This window comes from Methanolobus psychrotolerans (assembly GCF_002243045.1).
GTDB classification, from domain to species: domain Archaea; phylum Halobacteriota; class Methanosarcinia; order Methanosarcinales; family Methanosarcinaceae; genus Methanolobus; species Methanolobus psychrotolerans.
In genome coordinates, this window is record NZ_MBKP01000045.1 from 20,231 (window position 1) to 38,947 (window position 18,717).

Here is an 18,717-nt window from a genome sequence, read left to right on the forward strand (position 1 = left end):
TTTTGGCGCGGCTTGCGCACCTCGCCTGTGCGGCTACGCACGCACCTGCTCGGGCTTCAGCCGCATTTTTTCTTTTGTAAAGTAATTTTTCAATAAAGTTGTAAAGTGGTAAAGCAGTAAGTGGCTACACTGCCCTGAGAAGACGGAAACCGATGCTGTCGCTGCTGCAGTCCGGGTTGCTGCCGTTGCGACTTGCTGACCGACAGTACCTGGCGTCGCTGACCCAGCTACCGCCACGTCTGACCCGGCCGGAGCTACTTCCATCTTCCCAGGCACTACCATCAGTAGGTGCATTCTCATAAGAATCATGCCACCTGTCCTGGCACCATTCCCAGACATTGCCGTGCATATCATACAAACCCCAGGGATTCGGCTTCTTCTGACCAACAGGATGTGTCTTATCTCCTGAATTACCACCATACCAGGCATAATCTCCAAGTTTTGATTCACTATCCCCAAATGAATACCTCGTGGTCGTGCCTGCCCTTGCAGCATACTCCCACTCAGCTTCAGATGGAAGGCGGTACTTGTCCGTGCCTTCCTTTGCGTTCAGCTTCTTGACGAACTCCTGTACATCATTCCATGAAACCTGTTCAACAGGATTATTGTCACCTTTAAAACGCGATGGATTGTTACCCATTATCTCAACCCACTGCTCCTGAGTCACTTCATACTTGCCAAGATAGTAGGCCTTCCCGATGGTCACTTCGTGAACGGGTCTTTCATCGGAATCTCCATCATCTGAACCCATCTCAAACTCGCCCGCCGGAATCAGCACGAACTCCATGCCAATGGAGTTGGTGTAGGTCTTGGGGGTGGTCTGCTTACTGGCAGTTGAGGTAGCTTTCTCCTCGGTGACCGCGGGTGTGGTTTGAGTAACGGCTGGTGAAGGATTGGCGGCCGCAAGCTCAGCCTCAGTAGCAGCCGGTGAAGGATCAACGACCTCGGTCTTCTGGGGAACAACAGCATTCTGATTCCCTGAATTGTCCGCCAGCAGCGGCGAGAACATCCAGTAGCCTGCAATAACGATAATGATCAATACGGGAATAAAAAGCAATTTACGGCCTGCATTTCTCTCCTTGGGAGGCGCAACAGGCCGCCTCACGGGAGCGGGGGCTGGCTTTGAGGGCACCGATACCGGCGGGACAACTGTCGGCTTCGGGGCCTGTTGCTCCCTTTCCAGCGATCTTTTTGCTGAATCCTGCCACTTGCGGAACTCTTCTTCTTCTTTTCTCTTTTTCTCAGCTTCCAGGACTTTTCTTTGCTCCTCCTCTTTTCTGCGCCGCGCTCTTTCTTCCTCTTCTCTGGCAGCTTTCAGGCGGGCGGCTTCCTGAGCCTTGCGTTCTTCCTCTCTCCTGCGCCGCTCCACTTCCTCCTTCTCACGGCGCTCCTGCTCTTCCCGTTCCCTGTGCAGGCGCTCTTCTTCTTTTCTAGCGGCGTCTGCTTTTATGGTAGTGTGCTGCACGACACTGTCCTGCACATTGACAGATGCAGAGGAAGACTCCATTCCGCTTCTCTGCACGACGCTGTCCCTTACGTTCATTGAGGACGGACCGCCGTCCATGGAAAAGTTGCTGCGCTGGACCACGGAATCTATGATATTGATGACCTGTTCGTGCCGGATGACGCCGATCTCCCTTGCGGACCTTACAGTGCTCACAAGGTGCTTGAGTTCGGAGACGATCTCATTGAGAAAACCCTGCAGGCCGTGAGTTTTATCGGATACTGCACGCAGCATCACCTGGGTCTGTCCTTCCTTTCCTTTTATCAGGACAGTAAGCAAGTAATACGCCTTCTCACCGATGGATTCACTGGACAGATACAGAATTCTGCCGCCATCCACAGAGCGCTCTTCAACTTTGTACAGGCGATTGGTGCAGGTCTGCATCAGGAATGACAGCACCTGATCCACACTTACACCCTCAAAATTCATGCCGGCTTCCGCCGAGTGACCACCGGAGGAAAGTTCCAGGAACCTGCCTGTGCCCATGGACATTGCACGCAGGAAAGGACAAACACAGTGAATTTCCTTACGGCGCATGCTGAGCAGATGCTTTTCATACTCATGATCGTTATACTTGACAGTGGCTTCGATGTATTCTTTATGAACACAGCCCAGAGGTTTGAGTACGAATTTAGCAGTACGTTCCTTTGCAGGCGGAATATTGCCAAGTTTCTGTATCCTGTCATCCTGTAAGCTGAAAAGAGATTCGGGGTAATCCAGGATGATCTCAACTTCCAAAATGGCAGCAGTGCTATTGTTGATCACTCTTATTCCAAACCTCACACTATTGTCAGGCAGGACTTCATAACCCCGTTTGATCTCAATATCTGCCATCTATCCAACCATAATTAATATTCGAATGAGTTCAAAGTTTTCATAGAGAGTATAATTAGTCTCATATTTATGTGCTTTCTTTTGATTGCATTGAATTTTGCTGTGCAACATCACTAGTCAAATAATATAATAATCCAAAATAAGATAATTTTTGAACCACAGATAAACACAGATGCACGCAGATGACGTTATTCACATCTGTGTTTATCTGCGTGCATCTGCGGTTAATGAGATCGAAGATTTCGACAGAACTCATAATCGATAAGTATAAAACCAAAGAACTATGTGCAATATCACTATATTATATAGTACATACATCCCTCTTTTAAGAAACCCAGGGTGGTTTATTTCATGGTTATGGAAATTGAAGAAAAGGTCATTGAAGCAAAGAAGGCATCCATTATCCTTGCAAGTGTCAGCACTGACACAAAGAATGCCGCTCTTGAAGCAATGGCAAAGGCACTTGACGATAATCGCGATCAGATACTTGCAGCAAACCAGAAGGACATTGAAGCTGCTGAGAAGCTGAGAAGGAAAGGTGAACTGTCACAGGCTCTTGTGGACAGGCTTAAGGTAAGCGACAGCAAGATCAGCGGAATGATAGACGGTATCCGTGATGTGATCAACCTAAAGGACCCTGTGGGTCAAACCATGGATGCCCTTGAGCTTGATGAAGGGCTTGAGCTCTACAAGGTAAGCTGTCCTATCGGACTTATCGGAGTTATATTTGAAGCACGTCCTGATGTCGTGCCACAGGTCATGGCACTGTGCCTGAAAAGCGGGAATGCCACCATATTCAAAGGTGGAAGCGAGGCACTCAACTCCAACCGTGTCATTTTCGACCTCTTGAACCAGGCCGCAGAATCCGTAAAAGGAATGACAAAAGGCGCATTCCAGCTAATGGAAACAAGGGAAGAGGTCAACGACATCCTCAGCATGGATGCATACATCGACCTTCTCATCCCAAGAGGCTCCAATGCATTTGTAAAGTACATGCAGAACAACACAAAGATACCGGTCCTCGGCCACGCAGACGGCATATGTCATGTATATGTCGATGACGAGGCAGACCTCAAAAAAGCATATGATGTCTGTTTTGACTCTAAAGCCCAGTACCCTGCAGTCTGTAACGCAATGGAGACCCTGCTTATCAACGCAAAGATAGCAGAAAAATTCCTTCCAAAAATGGCAAGGATGTACGATGAAGCCTGTGTTGAAATGCGCTGTGACGACGCATCTTTTAAGATACTGGAAGAAATAGACTTCATTAAAAGCGCAGGCAGGGCCACAGAAGATGACTGGAGGACAGAGTACAACGACCTGATACTCTCCATAAAGATAGTAAACTCAATGGAAGAAGCCATTGAACACATCAACAACTATGGCTCCCATCACACCGATGCTATAATAACCGAAAACGACCTCCGGAAGAAGAGATTCACTGATCTGGTCGACTCGTCAAGCGTCATGATCAACGCATCCACCAGATTTGCAGATGGTTTTCGTTATGGAAAAGGTGCAGAAGTCGGCATCAGTACCAACAAGATACATGCACGCGGACCTGTTGGTATGGAAGGACTGCTCATTTACAAGTACATCCTTGTAGGCAACGGTGACAAGGTTGCAGACTACGTAGGACCAGAGGCAAAGAAATACACACACCGCAGGCTCAACAAAATAGCTTGCGATGCCCTTTCCAGAAAGTAACTGATAACAACAAACAAAAAACAGGACAAGACACAGGGGCATCACTTTTGAATGACAGGAAAGAGCTCTTTAAAGATGTGAACCGGATAGTCGTAAAAATAGGCACATCATCCATCAACACCGAAGACGGCAAGCTCAACCGCCAGTTCATGGACAACATGGCTGCACAGGTTGCAAGACTCCACGAAGCAGGAAAAAAGGTAATCCTTGTAAGCTCCGGCGCCATCGGTATCGGAATAGACATACTGGACTTTGACAGCAGGCCAAAGGAAATACCGGTCAGACAGGCATGTGCCGCCGTTGGTCAGGGTGTACTCATGCAGGAATGGAGCAATTCCTTTGCAAAGCACAACCTCAAAGTAGCCCAGATACTCCTTACCTACGAATCATTCTCCAACAGGCTTACATACCTTAACCTCAGGAACAGTATATCCACCCTCCTGAGCTACGGAGTCATACCGATCATCAATGAGAACGACAGCACCTGTGTTAACGAAATTGAAGCAACGTTCGGTGACAATGACAAACTGTCCGCAATGGTTGCCAGCAAGACAGAAGCTGACCTGCTCATCATTCTTTCTGACATTGACGGCCTTTACGACAAGAACCCCAAACGCAACAACGATGCAACACTCCTGAGCCTTGTAGAAGAGATCACTCCCGAGATCGAAAGCTATGGCGGCAATCCTACAAGCATGAAAGGAGTCGGTGGTATGAGAACAAAACTTGAGGCTGCAAAGATATGCCATATGTCAGGATGCTACCTTGTGATCACTAACAGCGCCACCGAGAACGTTGTCACAAAAGTTCTTGACGGGGAAAACATAGGAACACTTTTCCTGGCAAACCGGGAAGTCTACAAGAACAGGATACGCTGGATACTACTCTCTAAATCATGTGGCTCCATTGAAGTCGATACCGGTGCCAAAGATGCAATACTTAACAGCATGAGCCTTCTTCCATCCGGTGTGGTGTCCGTTCACGGTGATTTTAGTAGGGGAGAAATAGTTGAAATTGTCTGTGAAGGACACGTCTTTGCAAAAGGTATCACAGACTACACTTCCGAAGAACTGGAAAAGGTCAAAGGCCAGCACACCGATATGATAGTTGACATACTAGGTTACAAGAACTACAACCATGTCATAAAGAAAGAAAATATAGGGATTTGCTAACCCTTTTTCCGGCCTTATGAAAGAGAGCACATATTTGCTTTTTCAGTAACTTGCATCATGTTTCAAACTAATCCTCAACAATTAATTGTTAATACTGACATTCGTATTCAATATTTAAAATGACACTGGAAGAACAGGTACTTGACAGGATTAAACCCATTCCTGAAGAAAAGAAGGAACTAGAAGGAATAGCTGCAGAACTGCTTGCAAAGGTCAGTGCAGCAGCAAGACATCTGGAAATATCCGGAGTCATACCTAAATTAGTAGGCTCTGCAGCAAGGAACACCTGGATATCCGGTACGCACGACCTAGACGTTTTCATCTCCTTTCCTGCAACCACCAGCCGTGAAGAACTGGAAACTAACGGTCTTCTCATTGCCAGGGAAGTTGCAAAGGACGGGCAAAACGTAGAGGAACGCTATGCAGAACATCCCTATCTGAACATTGAGTACAAAGGATTCGATGTTGACCTTGTGCCCTGTTTTGCAGTGGACTCTGCATCATGTATCATATCTGCGGTTGACAGGACACCTTTCCACAATGAATTCATCAAGATGTGCATCCCTGGTCGTGAAGATGACGTCCTGATTATGAAACAGTTCATGAAAGGCACCGGAACCTATGGTTCGGAACTTCGGACCCAGGGATTCTCAGGTTACCTTACAGAACTTCTTATAGTAAATTATGGTTCTTTCCGCAATACGATCAGAAACGCCTGTAACTGGAAGCCGGGTCTGACAATCGACATAATGGAACATGGAACCATTAAACACGAAGAACCTCTTGTTGTCATCGATCCCACTGACCCAAAGAGGAATGTGGCCGCTGCTCTTTCCCTGAACCGTTTCGCACAATTCATCGATGCCTGCAGGACATATACAGAAAAACCTTCCGAAGATTTCTTTTTCCCGAAAACACCTGAGCCTATGCAGGAAATTGAGATCACCGACATGATGAACTCAAGAGGAAGCTCTTTTATTGCTATTGTTTTCAAAACCCCGGACCTTGTGGATGACATACTCTACCCACAACTTGACAAAATGCAACACTCTGTCCGTGCATTGTTTGAAGACTACGATTTCCAGGTATTGAACTCCGGATACTGGGCAAAAGAAGATGCCATTGTCCTTATAGAGCTAGTTTCATCCAGACTCCCCCTTGTCAAAAAACATATGGGACCACCGGTATGGGTCAGTGAACATTCCCTTGGATTTAAGGCAAAATATGAGAATTCAGATGAACTCTTTTCCCTGTACATCGAAGACGGATTCTATGTTGCCGATATCAAAAGGAAGTTCACAACTGCAAAGGAACTCCTCATAGAGAGAATCAAAAACTGCTCACTTGGGAAACACATCGGAAAAGCAGTAACGGAAGGCTTTACTATTCTTGAAGGTACCGATATAGCAAAAATAGAGGAACCTGATTTCAGGAGATTCCTGCGCAAATGGGAACAAGGTAAATAATACCCTCACACTACCCCTCCCTGAGACTCAAATTCCTTCAAGCCTTTTCTGATAGAAGAAATACTGCTGTGCATAACCACAGTATCGTCCGAAATACATGCGACCCCAGTTACCGATCTTACTTTTTGTGGCGTTCCCGTTGAAGAAATCATCATGACCGTAGACTGTCCTTACAACTTTTTCCACATGTGTATCCACAGGAAAGGCTTCCATTTTATCAAATGCAAAAAGAAGTATGCAATCTGCGACTTTCTCCCCTATTCCTTCAAGGAACATCAGCCTCTGTTTTGCAGCATCGTAATCCAATCCAAAAATATCGTCAAGTACCAGATTCCCATCTTCCACATGTCTTGCAGCCTTGATAACACGGCCTCCCCTGAAACCAAGTTTGCAGGCTCGCATGTCATCATCACATGCATGGATAAGTGAACGAGGCTCAGGAAAACTGTAGTAACCTTCCACTATTTCCTCCCCATAGTTTTTGCACATCATGGAAATCCCCCTTTTGATGTTCGGGATGCTCCAGGCAGTTGCAAGCATATAGGATATGAGACATTCCCATGGTTCCTGCCTGATAAGACGAAGTCCCATATACTTTCTTATGGCTTCATCCATAAAATCATCCTTATTGACCTCCTGTATTATAGCATCGAGGTCATCGTCAAAACGGAAATAATTCTCAAAGAAGCTCTTTGGAAGCTTTGAATCCACCAGTACCTCACCGCTTTTACTGTCCTGCTGAAGTCGTGCAACATGACCATTCACAACCCCGGTCCACCAGTCATCGATGTAGTCCCATCGGAATACCTGACCACAATCAAGAGTGTAGTTAAGGTTGAAGTTCTCGGAGAAAAGAGTGTACATGTCAAGAGTTGAGTTCGAGCTCCCTTAAAAAAATGGCGGCTGATATAGTGTCCCCAAGTCCCACGGTTGAAACAGGCTCATCACATATACGTGTCGGAACTATGGCCACCAGATAAGACATGTGTATCCCGCATACAGCGCTACACTTACACTCATGGTCTATGCGTTTTGCAAGTCTGGAAGATTCTGCTTTTCCATACTCACTTTCCCGTATATTGGAGGCTATAGCCAGCATGGTCTGCCTGTCACCAAGCTTGCCGGAGCAGGCAAAAGCGGCAGCACATGAAGCTCCGAAATTCATTACAGCAATCATTTTTTCAGGATCGTCTTCTTTCCTGCATGACACGGAAATCACGAATTCCCTCGTATGCACAAGCATCCGGCACAACCCGAAGTCACTGCAGAGCTTAATGGAAGATTCTGCAATTGCTACCGAATCCATTGAAAGTATGGGTTTTGGATCTATCCCGTTTACCTGGGCAAGCATGGCAAGTTCATCTTCGTTCATTCCTATACGGTCAACGATTGGAGCTAGAATAGAGAACGCATAGGTTGCTATCTTTGCGGATGAGAAATGTCCGAACTCTACGTGGATATGAAGGCCCTTCCTTACATTTTTCCAGCTTTGAAGTTGCCCGAGGGTCATATCCAGCCTGTTCTTATAATCGGATTTACCCGGACCTTCTTCACTTTCCTGTAACATGTGAAAACCGGAAACTATTGCCCCATCCATCTCTCCTGCATGTTTCAGAGAATAATCCCGGAAGTGCTCATCAATGTAAATCTGGAAGTTTAAAGGGTCATAGGTTGCTATGAACCTATTCTCCCTTGGGACCAGGATGCTTTCACCTAAAAGCGTAATCATATCACCTTTTTTGAAATCGAACACGAAATGAATGAGTTCAGGCCTGCTGGCATCGACTGGCAGGACACTGGCTATTTCCTTGCTGCTGTACAGTCTTCCATTATAAGGATGAAAGATAGCCTTGTGAGAAAAAAAAGATGCCTGCAACTTTGAGAGACTGGCAACGTTCGGTATCACCTTTGAAGCGCCAAGTTCTGAGAGGACGTTGGCCATTATACCCATATTGCCCCCCATCCTCATGAAAGAGTCATTGAGAAAAGTCTGCCTGAGCCATTCAAATACGTCCCTTTCATGGATAAGCCATTCTGCACCCGTGCCATCTCGCATGCATAGAACCAGGCCTGTGAGGAAATCCGACTTTGAGGATATGGAACCCGGAGGATTTGCCAATTTTTCCTTAACTTCAGTTCCTGTCTGGTCTGAAAGCATCCGGGAAAGTTCCTGGCTGTCAATGTGACATATGGAATCTATATTGGCATTGTAGGCACAGAGAATGTTCATCCGGTTACTCCGTTATTTTGCATATGTTTATTTTTGGCATTTTTGCAAGCAATGCAACAAAGGCTCCGGCTGAAATAGCATCACCAATTCCTACAGTTGCAACCGGGTCTTTTACAACCTTTGAAGGAACGATTATAAGGTTGTGGCCATCGGCACTGATGCACCCGTCTTCGAAATCCTCGGCTGTGCAGATACCTCTTCTCACAAGGTACTTTTCGAGTTCTATGAGGTCATCGTATCCCTGATCGTAAACAGGTACTCCCAGGCCAACAGAAATATCATCAAGGTCTTTGATCGAGCCAAGTGTTGCCTGTGTTGCTGCAAGTGCTGAGGCGAAAAGCAGGGCCTGTCTCTGATCATCTGCACCAAGAGGATGGTCCTTTGATACCACGCATATATAGAACCCCAATGAGTGGATGTGCACCCTTTGCAGTTCAAGTTCCTTGAGAAGCCTGACAGCACCTTCATAGAGAGAAACAATACTGTTCTCACCTTTATTTATTACAGAATATGCCAGTTCCTCATACCCAAGTACGTTGAGGGCATTTGCAACTTCCACGGTGTCAAGACCAAGGGAAGTTACATGTTTTTTAACAATATCCGTAAGCAGGGCCTTGCGGATAACCTTGTTCTGTATGGACGTGAATTCCACATGTATACGCATCTGGGGATTGCAACCTTTCAGACGTTCTATGACACTAACTGCCCGCTGGACATAATCACGATATGTTGTACCATCCTCGTATTCTTCTTTGATCATCTGGTAGCCTGCAAGTATTGCACCGTCTATGCTTTCCCTGATGTCCGGGAGTTGTTCATACATCTCAGGACTCATGTCGATGCGTAACCAATTGGGCCGGGATGAGATTATCAGGCGATTGTCCCTCGGAACTTCGAACTCTTCGCCTGCACAGCGGAATTTCATGCCTTTGGAGAATTCAATAATCCAGTTGATCTTGGGTTTTTGCTGTGGATCGTATGCTTCCTTCGGATGCTTCAGGATGAGTTTACCATTCTCAATAACAGGATGTTTCAGGTTGGGAGAGTCCACAAAGTATTCTGCCTGCTCCCTTGAGAGCCAGGGTACATAGGTGATGACGTTCTTCACGCCAAGGGTTACCAGTAGATTGGACATGATACCTGCCTGCCCGCCCATCCGGGCAGAATCAAACACAAGGTTGTCCATTAACCATTCATGAATGTCGGTGGTATAAGTGGGCACTTCCGCCGCTTTTCCGTCCCGCATGGCTATGATAAGACGGGCCATAAAATCTACAGGGTCCTTAATCTCCCGGGGATATTCAACTATCCTTTCCCGTAATTTGTCCTGTCCGATTATACCAATGAGCTTTTTGAGCTCTTCTTCCCTGATATGTTTCATGGCATCAACATTGCTGTTATAAGCCACAAACACACCCTGCACATTCCCAAGCTGCTCCCTCACATTAGAAACAGCTTCTAAATACCGTGTCTCCCAATCGGCAATCTCCATTATTTCACCCAATTGATATAAATTATGTTTATACTGTATATATAAACGATGGATGGGGTTTAGATAGCCGATATTTGAATATCCAGATGGTTATAAGATAGCAAAAAAGCAGTATTTCTGCATTAGAATGAAAAATAGAATTATGATTCAAACAGAATCATAAAATTCATGTCGTATAATCTGCATTGATCCTGACATAATCATACGTCAGGTCACAGCCCCATGCGGTGGCATTCTTACTGCCCATGCCGAGGTCGGTGATTATAACAACCTCATCCTGGGACATGATGGACTTTAACTGAGCCAAGGATGCTTCGTCGTTTCGGACTACTTTGCCGTCTTTTACCAGCTCGATGACCTCGGTTCCTGATGAAAAGGAGAGGGATATCTTTGTCTGGTCCATATCAGCACCGGAATAGCCTGCAGCCACCACGATACGACCCCAGTTGGGATCCTGCCCGAAGATGGCGGACTTAACCAGAGGAGAGCGGACTATTGATTTAGCTACAAGGCGGGCATCCTCTTCTGTGGGTGCGCCTGTGACCTTGGATTCTATGAGCTTGGTGGCGCCTTCACCGTCGATGGCTATCATCTTGGCAAGTTCGGTGAGCACAAGGTCAAGACCGGACTGGAAATCAGCTATATCGGGACTGATACCGGACTTGCCGGTGGCTGTCAGCAGTACCATGTCGTTGCAACTTGTATCGCCATCCACGACTATCATATTGAAGCTCTTGTCCACGGAAGTGGTGAGGCATGATTGCAATATCTGTGCAGGGATATCTGCATCAGTGTAGACAAAAGAAAGCATGGTACCCATATTCGGCTCGATCATGCCTGAACCCTTGGCAATGCCTGCTATGCGGATACCGGAGTCCATCTCGATGGCTATCTCCTTGGGAACGGTGTCAGTTGTCATGATGGCACGTGCTGCCCTCATGCTGGCATCTGCATCCTCGCCCATGGAATCCAGTGCTTCCTGAAGATGTGCACCTATCCAGCCGGTGTCGAGCTTGCGTCCCACGACACCTGTGGAAGACACTCCAATAAGCTCCTCGTCAACTCCCAGCTTTGATGCAAGCATGGATGCCATGATCCGCGCATCCACCATACCCTGCTCGCCTGTGAAAGCATTTGCATTGCCACTGTTCACAATAACACCGGAAAGCCTGCCGGTTTTGGAGATACGCTCCCTTGTAACCATCAATGGTGCTGCAATTACCTTGTTCCTGGTGTAAGCTCCGGCAGCATTGCCTTCTGCCTGTATGACTGCAATTCCCATCTTTCCGGGTTTGATGCCGCCGGCACGCACGCCCTTTACCGCACAAATACCGCCTTCAATGAACTTCATGGTATTCCTTCTTAAAATGTCCCATTTTACAATTGTCCAAGACCGTCAATGATGTCACCACGTGTAACAATACCAACAAGCTGTCCGTCCTCATCCACAACAGGAAGACGGTTTATCTTGTGCCTGGTAATGACTGCGGAGGCTTCCTGTATCGAGTCCTCGGGACTTACTGTGTAAACGTGTTTTTTCATGATCTCAGTAATTGATTTTGAACCCACATCCTCAAGCATGTTCTTGGTCTCTTCCCAGTTGAGCAGCTCCCGGATAGGTACTTCAATAACCTCGAACGGGCTTGGAAGCCAGAGTCCTGTGTGTTCGGGGACTTTAAGCAACTTAAGGATATCTCCCTCAGAAACGATACCAACTACCTCGCCTTCATCCACAACCGGCAAACCACTGATACTGTTCTGCTTCAGGAGTTGCGCTACAGCCCTGATAGTATCAGCCGGAGCACAGGTAACAACTTCTGGGTTCATTACATCTTTTACTTTCATGAGTATACCTTACTTTACCATAATATTTCAGGATTTGCACCTTACGGGAAGGTTGCAGCATTCCAGAGTCCATCGGTCTCATTAAAACCACACATGAGGTTCATGTTCTGTATTGCCTGACCTGATGCACCTTTTACAAGGTTGTCAATGGCTGAGACCACGACTATGCGGTTGTTGTTCTTATCGACTTCAAGTCCAATGTCGCAGAAATTGGAGCCACGAACAGCACCAAGTGTGGGAATGCCCTTGATGACACGCACAAATGGCTTGCCCGCATACATCTCCTCATAAAGTGACTTCACCTCCTCCAGTTTCAGTTTCTCTTTTGTGAAAATGTGGGATGTGGTGAGTATGCCCCTGATGGACGGAACTACATGAGGAGTGAAACTGATATTTGTCAGGGAATTGTCCAGGCGGTGGAGCTCCTGCACGAATTCTGCAACGTGCCTGTGGGTGGTAAGTTTGTATGCCTGTACGTTCTCAGCCATGTTCGGATAGTGAGATGTCTGCGAAGGCTCAACTCCCGCACCTGTGATGCCTGATTTAGAGTCAAATACTACGGAGCTGATAAGTCCTGCTTTTGCCAGTGGTGCAGCAGCCAGCACCGCACCTGTTGGGAAGCATCCCGGATTTGCAACAAATGTCTCGCTGGCAACCTCAGGATGCAGCTCCGGCAGACCAAATACAGCATCTCGGGGATCCTTGTGTTTGAGCCTGTAAACTGATTCGAACACATCGGTCTTAAGCCTGTAATCTGCACTGAGATCTATGACCTTCGTCTTCCCGTCAATGAGCTGTGGCACTATATCCATTGCAGTACCATGTGGCACAGCCACAAATACCACATCGCAGCGTGACCTTACCTCTTCAGGAGTGGCATTCTGGAACTCAAGGTCCAAAAGCCCCCTCAGATGCGGGTGGCTGTCACAAACATCGTTACCTGCAAGCTTCCTTGAAGTAGCCACTGTAATATTGACCTCGGGATGGTTCAGGAGCAAACGCATAAGCTCTCCGCCAGTATACCCCGATGCACCGATAATTCCTGCGCTTATCATAGTTATCACTACAAAGTTGTTATCAAATATATGATAGAGAAGTGATTGTAGTGCTATAATGGTTGCGCTTTGGTTGTTGGAAGAGAGGATACTGATTTGTTGAGAAAGGAGATTCTTGCTATTGACTATACCGAATGGAAGGAAATAGGAGTCTCAAAAGGACTCTCCATTAGATGAAGAAGAATACTGAAGCTGATAACCCGGTTACTCCAAGTGCTCATGTTAGAAGAAGGTCTATTTATAGATCAGTAAACGGAAAAGCCCTTTCGATGGCTTGTAAATCCTATCTGGGAAGTTTTTGACAAGTTTCCAGATGCACCCGTTGACCGTTTTCGGATGAAAAGTTGGATCTGATGCCTTGATCTTTGAGAGCAGTTCTGACCAATGCAGACCTTCTGGATGCATCTCGAGTAATTCAAATGCTTTTGCGTTTATACGTTCAGTGACTTTGGATGATTGCATACTTGGTTTTGGTGTTTCTTCCATGCAAAAGTTATTCACTTTTATATCAATAAATATTTTGTTGAAAGCCAGCACAAATCTAAATTTAATGGGGAAGCAGGAATACTGGAAAGAAAACATGTTAAAGCTGAATCTATTGTTTACATCGGCAAAGAAGCCAATAACATTGATGAGCAGGTTCTTGATGTGAAGAAAGCTCAGGAGTTTATCAACAAGCAAGAGATTATGGATAGTATTCTCAACCTATCGGTATCTGAAGCTAAGGAGTTAGGAGTTTCTAAGACTACATTGTGGGATATGCATAGAATAATAAGGGAAACTGGGGAATTGAATTTGAATACTCAGGCAGTGAAAAAATTAACATATAGTTCTATTTCTGAATCTTAAAGAAATTAATTTCATTGATATTTATTTTAATGCTTTCAAGAACCTTTTCTATGAAGGTTTTTTCATTGGCTATTTCATCAACCATATTTAAAAAGTAATCTCGATCCGCATTTTAACTTTTTCAAAGTCTCCAAGTATTATATCTGACTTAGAAGCCGATAAACGACATTTTGCAGATTCAAGTTCAAAAGATACTTTTACTTTTCGTGCATGCTGTTTTGAAATTTTTCCCCTTACTACAAAAAAGGTATCTATTAGATCATAAAATGCTTCTTTTGAATATCCTGTAAGGTTTGCTTCACCCACTACATTATGGAGAGTTTTACGTGCCTCAATATGTCAGTACACTGTTGTAATATATTTACCTTGATATTATATCTAACTTTCCATTTTGAAAGCCATTATAAAATAAAAAAGAGTTCCATTTTTCTGATTTTTTTGATGTCTGTGAATAGTGTATATTATAGTTTAAAGTTCCGTTTTTTACAGTTACCTATATCCCAAGCCTATTGTGCGACAATGCTAATTTGAACAAAATAATGTGCTTTTATCATCATCTAGAAAATCTGTTTTACCACAATCATCAAAACGTGAAGAAATATATTTTCTATTTTAGTCGGATTTCTCTAAAAACAAAGCTTTCCTAATTATCCCAAAAATAAATCCTGGATGGTCACTTAACCATCCCCAGAACATTCCCAATTCAAACCAAATCATCAAAAACCGAACAATGATGATACTTTCATGACCACATTGGCAACGGTGTACTTCACAGAATTTACAAAACCTACAGGCTCAATTACGATTTCGCCATTGTCCTTTGCAGCAATGAACTCCTTCAATGGGTCTGACGATCTAATGATTGATCTTACCGTAGCTTCATTTGCTCCTACGATCATCGTTGCATCAAAATCCGTGTCCTCGTCAACTTCTTCAAAATAAGTGATGTATGCGTCTTCTGTAATCGCCTTAATGTATTTCTCTTCACCATCGTCGGTAACAATTACCAGTTTGATAACCTCATTCCCTAAGAGAGATTCAAGGTAAGAAGGCACATATTCGGCATTCGCATTATATTCATTGACCTTGATATCGAGATCATAAACTATATCAGCACTTGCAACCGGTATAAGTATCGTTAACAATAACATTAATATGACTTGTATTTTTTTCATTCACTCACTCCTTTTTTAATTTTTTTTCAAATACATATCTCTGTGAAAAAGAGATACAGAACAATTGCATAATTTCCAGAACACCCTTACTCACAATATGCTATAATTCTAGTTATACATTTTTGTATAATCTCAAAATATTAAGAATAAGTAATAATAAAAAGTACAATAATCTTCATTCTGGGCTTTCAATTATTAAGCAGAAGTAAAATCAATGAGTATGTTCCTGGGATACTTTCAAGTCTGCCAATAATGCCAAAAACAAAACAGAATTGTAGACATGACGATACACCTCGAAGTGGTTCGATGCTCCGATCATTGAAGAGGGAGCTGCGTCCTGATAGCTCAGTTTCAGGAACTTTGCAAGAACATATCCAAGCGTAAAGATGGACGCGGATAAAGGCAGATGGTGGTGTGCCATTAGCATTTGCTTGCATTACCTGAGAAACTGTTGGTAGAACCATTACCCGAATGTAAGGGAAATCCACCCCTTTATATCATCCCTGATCTGCCGGAATACATTGAGCTGGTCCTCATCTGACCCCGTGGCTCTGGCAGGATCCTCAAAACTTTTGTGAATTACTTTTTTTGCCCATGGCTGTTCGTTCAAGATCCCGGGACCAGCCACCTCTGGTGTGCTGCAGATAGGGCAGGCCTGTTTAGCACGATCACAGACCGTAACCACAAGGTCAAACACCATATCCTGATATTCATGGAACGTTTTTGAACGCTGAGCAGAGATATCGATACCAATTTCCCTCATGACAAACACAGCACGGGGATCAACATCCTTTGCTTCTATACCAGCACTATAAACCTCGTAGAGATATCCATAAATAGCCCTCAAGAGTCCTTCAGCCATCTGGGATCTGGCAGAATTATGATAGCATAAAAAGAGAATCTGTTTCTTATTCTGCTCCTGTGAGCTTATTTTTGTCATTTTATTAGTAGTGATAATCTTCACATCCCGATTATGATCATTGATGTATCAGGCTTTACGCACTGGTCATTTCCCCAACGAACTGTTCTACCTTCTCTTTAATAGAATCCCTCAGCATCCGGGCTTGTTCCAGTTTTTCCGCTTCACTACCTGTAAAGGATTCCGGGTCAGGGTAAGGCCAGTTCAACTGGACAAATGGTTTGGGAAATAGTGGACACTCTTCCTCATTTGCCCTGTCACACACCGTAATTACATATTTGAATAATCTCCCTTCTTTAAAAAGATCCCAGGATGATTGAGTTTTCTTTCCACTTAGATCAAAACCATCCTCCCCCATAACTCTAAGAATTAAGGGATGCAGACTTGTAGGCTTATATCCGGCACTTTCAACTTCAAATCTATCTCCGCCAATCCTTTTCAAATATTCTTCAGCCATCTGACTTCTTCCACTGTTATGTACACAAATAAACAGCACTTTTATTTTTCCACTACTAGATGTCATATAGCCTATTTCCAGATGCAGCAAAGATAAAGTTAACCTATAGAGACTATATAATCTATTGTTTGTTCCAGCGGTACAAGTGTAGTCCAAAACAAGATGCATTCAGCTGGCCTCCGCACATCATCAGTATCAAGAGCATACCGCATCTAACGTGTGGATAGCCTGTCAAAGAAGATGTTCTTCCCCTTCACACTCAAAGGAATAGCCATTGCAACATCTGCATCGACCATGTCAAAGTAACATGCAGCAGCACCTGCCGAATATAGCACTCTGTTATCGATGCACATATCTTTTGCCTTCGCCACCGCAGAGCCAACAGCAATGCCAAGATCCATGTATTTTATCATACAATGCGGACCAGTGAACTCAACTTTGATCTTTTTTTGCTCAACCATTTCCTTGCATGTCTTAAATCCACATGCTCCGCAGTTAAGTGAACTCACGCCAGAAGACTTCAGACCGATGAGGATCAGTGAATCGGCATCCCTTATATTCTTTGCATCACGTATCAGGAATTTCATATCCTTGATATCACTGAGCTCTTCCATTTTATCAGCAAGTTGCATCCTGTCGGAATCATCCAGCAGGAAGGTCACAATGTCATCAACACCTTTGCCCTTCGGTGCAGTTCTTGCAGCTACAAGAATGGTCTTTGAAAGCGATTCCATTACTTCAAGTTCAGGATTCTGTTTCATAAAAGAGAAGACGTTCCAATGATATTTATTCATTGACATGAAAAAAGCAGGAACAATTATTCCTGCTGTAAAGCATGTAAATCAGACATGCAGACATATCAAATTTGGTTCATCATGGACCTGGAAACTAATCTTCTCAAATGAAATACCTTCCTTTACCAGAATTTTCTGGATGCATTCATCAACGATCTCCACAAGTTCCTCCTTCCGGACTTTCGTTACCGCACTGAGGAACTTGAGATGCTCCTCACCATCTCCCTTCTCATCAAGTATCTCAACAACCGGTTCACCATCAGAAGATGTCAGGCTGCCCTTGACAAGACCTTCCATGAACTTGAAACTTATCTTAACATGGCCTATGAACTCGGGATTTATCTGTTTCACCTTATCCCTTATATCCATTAAAATATGGACTAGCATTGTTGTGACAGTATCCGGGTGCATAGCTTCCGACTTGATGGAATACTCTCCTGCATAGGCACCCACACCTGAAACCTCCATGGAGTTCAGGTCCTCGCGTTCCTGCCTTATTTCACTTTCACCAGTCAGCAAGTCCATGAATCTCTCAAATTTTTCATCTGAGTTCTTTGCTGAGAATTCCACAACTATCGCATCAGGATTTATTCCAAGGACCATCTGGGTTGAAGTTGCAATCGCTTCACTGTCCACAAGGTCTATCTTATTGATACAAACAATCTCAGATTCCTTAATCTGGTTCTCAATAAACTTCGGGATCTGTTTCCATTCCATGCCAAATCTGCTGGCATCAACGATGGAAACCACCGGAGCAAATGAAACCTCACCCAGATCCATAAGTTCGATATGTTCCTTGATCTGAAGAGGGAAAGCGATTCCCGTTGGTTCAATAATAACCACATCCGGTTCATAATCCTCAATGATGGTCTGCAAAGTGAACTCCATACTGATCTTAAGGGAACAGCAAATACAACCGCTTGTCAGCTCTTTTGTTACAAGTCCGCTGCTTGAGATGGTATCACCGTCTATACCGACCTCACCCACCTCATTGACAATTATGGCTATCTTGTGCCCTTTGTCAATCAAATGTTTACCAAGGTTCCTCAGAGTCGTTGTTTTTCCGCTTCCAAGAAAACCACCTATTATTATCACTTTCATTTTTTCACCATGGATTAGCAGATATGAGTATTATTGCCTGATCAAAGATACGATCCAGAGTAATGATCCAACCTTAATTTATACATCTATACTAAAAGGACTTACAAATAAATAGCC

General features: G+C 44.5%; 19 protein-coding genes. 4 read left to right on the forward strand and 15 right to left on the reverse strand.

The annotated features are described in order from the left end of the window. Positions 1 to 124: 124 nt before the first annotated feature. A complete protein-coding gene (locus tag BB781_RS16420) occupies positions 125 to 2,338 on the reverse strand; it encodes a formylglycine-generating enzyme family protein (protein WP_340637528.1) in 2,214 nt (737 codons plus the stop codon). A gap of 351 nt (positions 2,339 to 2,689) precedes the next feature. Here BB781_RS16420 and BB781_RS12750 point away from each other — a divergent pair, with 351 nt between their 5' ends. From BB781_RS12750 to cca, 3 genes are all read left to right on the forward strand, one after another. Then, positions 2,690 to 4,045: a glutamate-5-semialdehyde dehydrogenase gene (locus BB781_RS12750; RefSeq protein ID WP_094228867.1), complete on the forward strand. Its 1,356-nt coding sequence runs from the start codon at positions 2,690 to 2,692 to the stop codon at positions 4,043 to 4,045. 47 nt (positions 4,046 to 4,092) lie between these two features. Continuing rightward, positions 4,093 to 5,217: a glutamate 5-kinase gene (gene proB / locus BB781_RS12755; protein WP_094228893.1), complete on the forward strand. Its 1,125-nt coding sequence runs from the start codon at positions 4,093 to 4,095 to the stop codon at positions 5,215 to 5,217. Between the two features lie 119 nt (positions 5,218 to 5,336). Then, complete coding sequence (gene cca / locus BB781_RS12760; protein WP_094228868.1) at positions 5,337 to 6,683, forward strand: CCA tRNA nucleotidyltransferase; 1,347 nt, start codon at positions 5,337 to 5,339, stop codon at positions 6,681 to 6,683. Positions 6,684 to 6,710: 27 nt separating this feature from the next. Here the strand turns inward: cca and BB781_RS12765 are convergent, their stop codons facing one another. The 7 genes from BB781_RS12765 to BB781_RS12795 all read right to left on the reverse strand — a co-directional run bounded on the left by BB781_RS12765 (position 6,711) and on the right by BB781_RS12795 (position 13,767). Further along, positions 6,711 to 7,547, reverse strand: coding sequence for a DNA-3-methyladenine glycosylase family protein (locus BB781_RS12765; protein WP_094228869.1), 837 nt, complete (start codon positions 7,545 to 7,547; stop codon positions 6,711 to 6,713). 1 nt (position 7,548) lies between these two features. Further along, a complete protein-coding gene (locus BB781_RS12770; protein WP_094228870.1) occupies positions 7,549 to 8,913 on the reverse strand; it encodes an ADP-dependent glucokinase/phosphofructokinase in 1,365 nt (454 codons plus the stop codon). A gap of 4 nt (positions 8,914 to 8,917) precedes the next feature. After that, positions 8,918 to 10,405 (reverse strand): ADP-specific phosphofructokinase, encoded by a 1,488-nt coding sequence (pfkC, locus tag BB781_RS12775; protein WP_094228871.1) that lies wholly within the window; start codon positions 10,403 to 10,405, stop codon positions 8,918 to 8,920. A 166-nt stretch (positions 10,406 to 10,571) separates the two neighbouring features. Further along, on the reverse strand, positions 10,572 to 11,756 hold the full coding sequence (argJ, locus tag BB781_RS12780; RefSeq protein ID WP_094228872.1) for a bifunctional ornithine acetyltransferase/N-acetylglutamate synthase: 1,185 nt from the start codon (positions 11,754 to 11,756) through the stop codon (positions 10,572 to 10,574). 26 nt (positions 11,757 to 11,782) lie between these two features. Further along, positions 11,783 to 12,250 (reverse strand): CBS domain-containing protein, encoded by a 468-nt coding sequence (locus BB781_RS12785; RefSeq protein ID WP_094228873.1) that lies wholly within the window; start codon positions 12,248 to 12,250, stop codon positions 11,783 to 11,785. Positions 12,251 to 12,291: 41 nt separating this feature from the next. Next, positions 12,292 to 13,305 carry an N-acetyl-gamma-glutamyl-phosphate reductase gene (gene argC / locus BB781_RS12790; RefSeq protein WP_094228874.1) on the reverse strand — a complete coding sequence of 338 codons (1,014 nt, stop codon included), beginning with the start codon at positions 13,303 to 13,305 and terminating at the stop codon, positions 12,292 to 12,294. 234 nt (positions 13,306 to 13,539) lie between these two features. Beyond that, positions 13,540 to 13,767: a hypothetical protein gene (locus BB781_RS12795; protein ID WP_094228875.1), complete on the reverse strand. Its 228-nt coding sequence runs from the start codon at positions 13,765 to 13,767 to the stop codon at positions 13,540 to 13,542. Between BB781_RS12795 and BB781_RS12800 the strand changes: the two genes are divergently transcribed. Beyond that, the gene (locus tag BB781_RS12800) at positions 13,762 to 14,154 is read left to right on the forward strand and encodes a hypothetical protein (RefSeq protein ID WP_094228876.1); all 393 of its coding nucleotides are present in this window, start codon (positions 13,762 to 13,764) and stop codon (positions 14,152 to 14,154) included. The two genes, BB781_RS12795 and BB781_RS12800, sit on opposite strands and share 6 nt — an antisense overlap. 87 nt (positions 14,155 to 14,241) lie before the next feature. On the opposite strand, the gene BB781_RS12805 is transcribed toward BB781_RS12800, so the two are convergent. From BB781_RS12805 to BB781_RS12835, 7 genes are all read right to left on the reverse strand, one after another. Further along, positions 14,242 to 14,460, reverse strand: a complete 219-nt coding sequence (locus tag BB781_RS12805) for a hypothetical protein (RefSeq protein ID WP_094228877.1) — start codon at positions 14,458 to 14,460, stop codon at positions 14,242 to 14,244. 410 nt (positions 14,461 to 14,870) lie between these two features. Then, positions 14,871 to 15,329, reverse strand: a complete 459-nt coding sequence (locus BB781_RS12810) for a hypothetical protein (protein ID WP_094228878.1) — start codon at positions 15,327 to 15,329, stop codon at positions 14,871 to 14,873. Positions 15,330 to 15,540: 211 nt separating this feature from the next. Further along, positions 15,541 to 15,756: a hypothetical protein gene (locus BB781_RS12815; RefSeq protein ID WP_094228879.1), complete on the reverse strand. Its 216-nt coding sequence runs from the start codon at positions 15,754 to 15,756 to the stop codon at positions 15,541 to 15,543. Between the two features lie 36 nt (positions 15,757 to 15,792). Continuing rightward, positions 15,793 to 16,269 carry an arsenate reductase ArsC gene (locus BB781_RS12820; RefSeq protein WP_094228880.1) on the reverse strand — a complete coding sequence of 159 codons (477 nt, stop codon included), beginning with the start codon at positions 16,267 to 16,269 and terminating at the stop codon, positions 15,793 to 15,795. A 55-nt stretch (positions 16,270 to 16,324) separates the two neighbouring features. Beyond that, positions 16,325 to 16,771, reverse strand: coding sequence for an arsenate reductase ArsC (locus BB781_RS12825; protein ID WP_094228894.1), 447 nt, complete (start codon positions 16,769 to 16,771; stop codon positions 16,325 to 16,327). A gap of 146 nt (positions 16,772 to 16,917) precedes the next feature. Then, positions 16,918 to 17,466 (reverse strand): ferredoxin domain-containing protein, encoded by a 549-nt coding sequence (locus BB781_RS12830; RefSeq protein WP_094228895.1) that lies wholly within the window; start codon positions 17,464 to 17,466, stop codon positions 16,918 to 16,920. An 81-nt stretch (positions 17,467 to 17,547) separates the two neighbouring features. After that, positions 17,548 to 18,600 (reverse strand): GTP-binding protein, encoded by a 1,053-nt coding sequence (locus tag BB781_RS12835; protein WP_094228881.1) that lies wholly within the window; start codon positions 18,598 to 18,600, stop codon positions 17,548 to 17,550. Positions 18,601 to 18,717 lie beyond the last annotated feature (117 nt).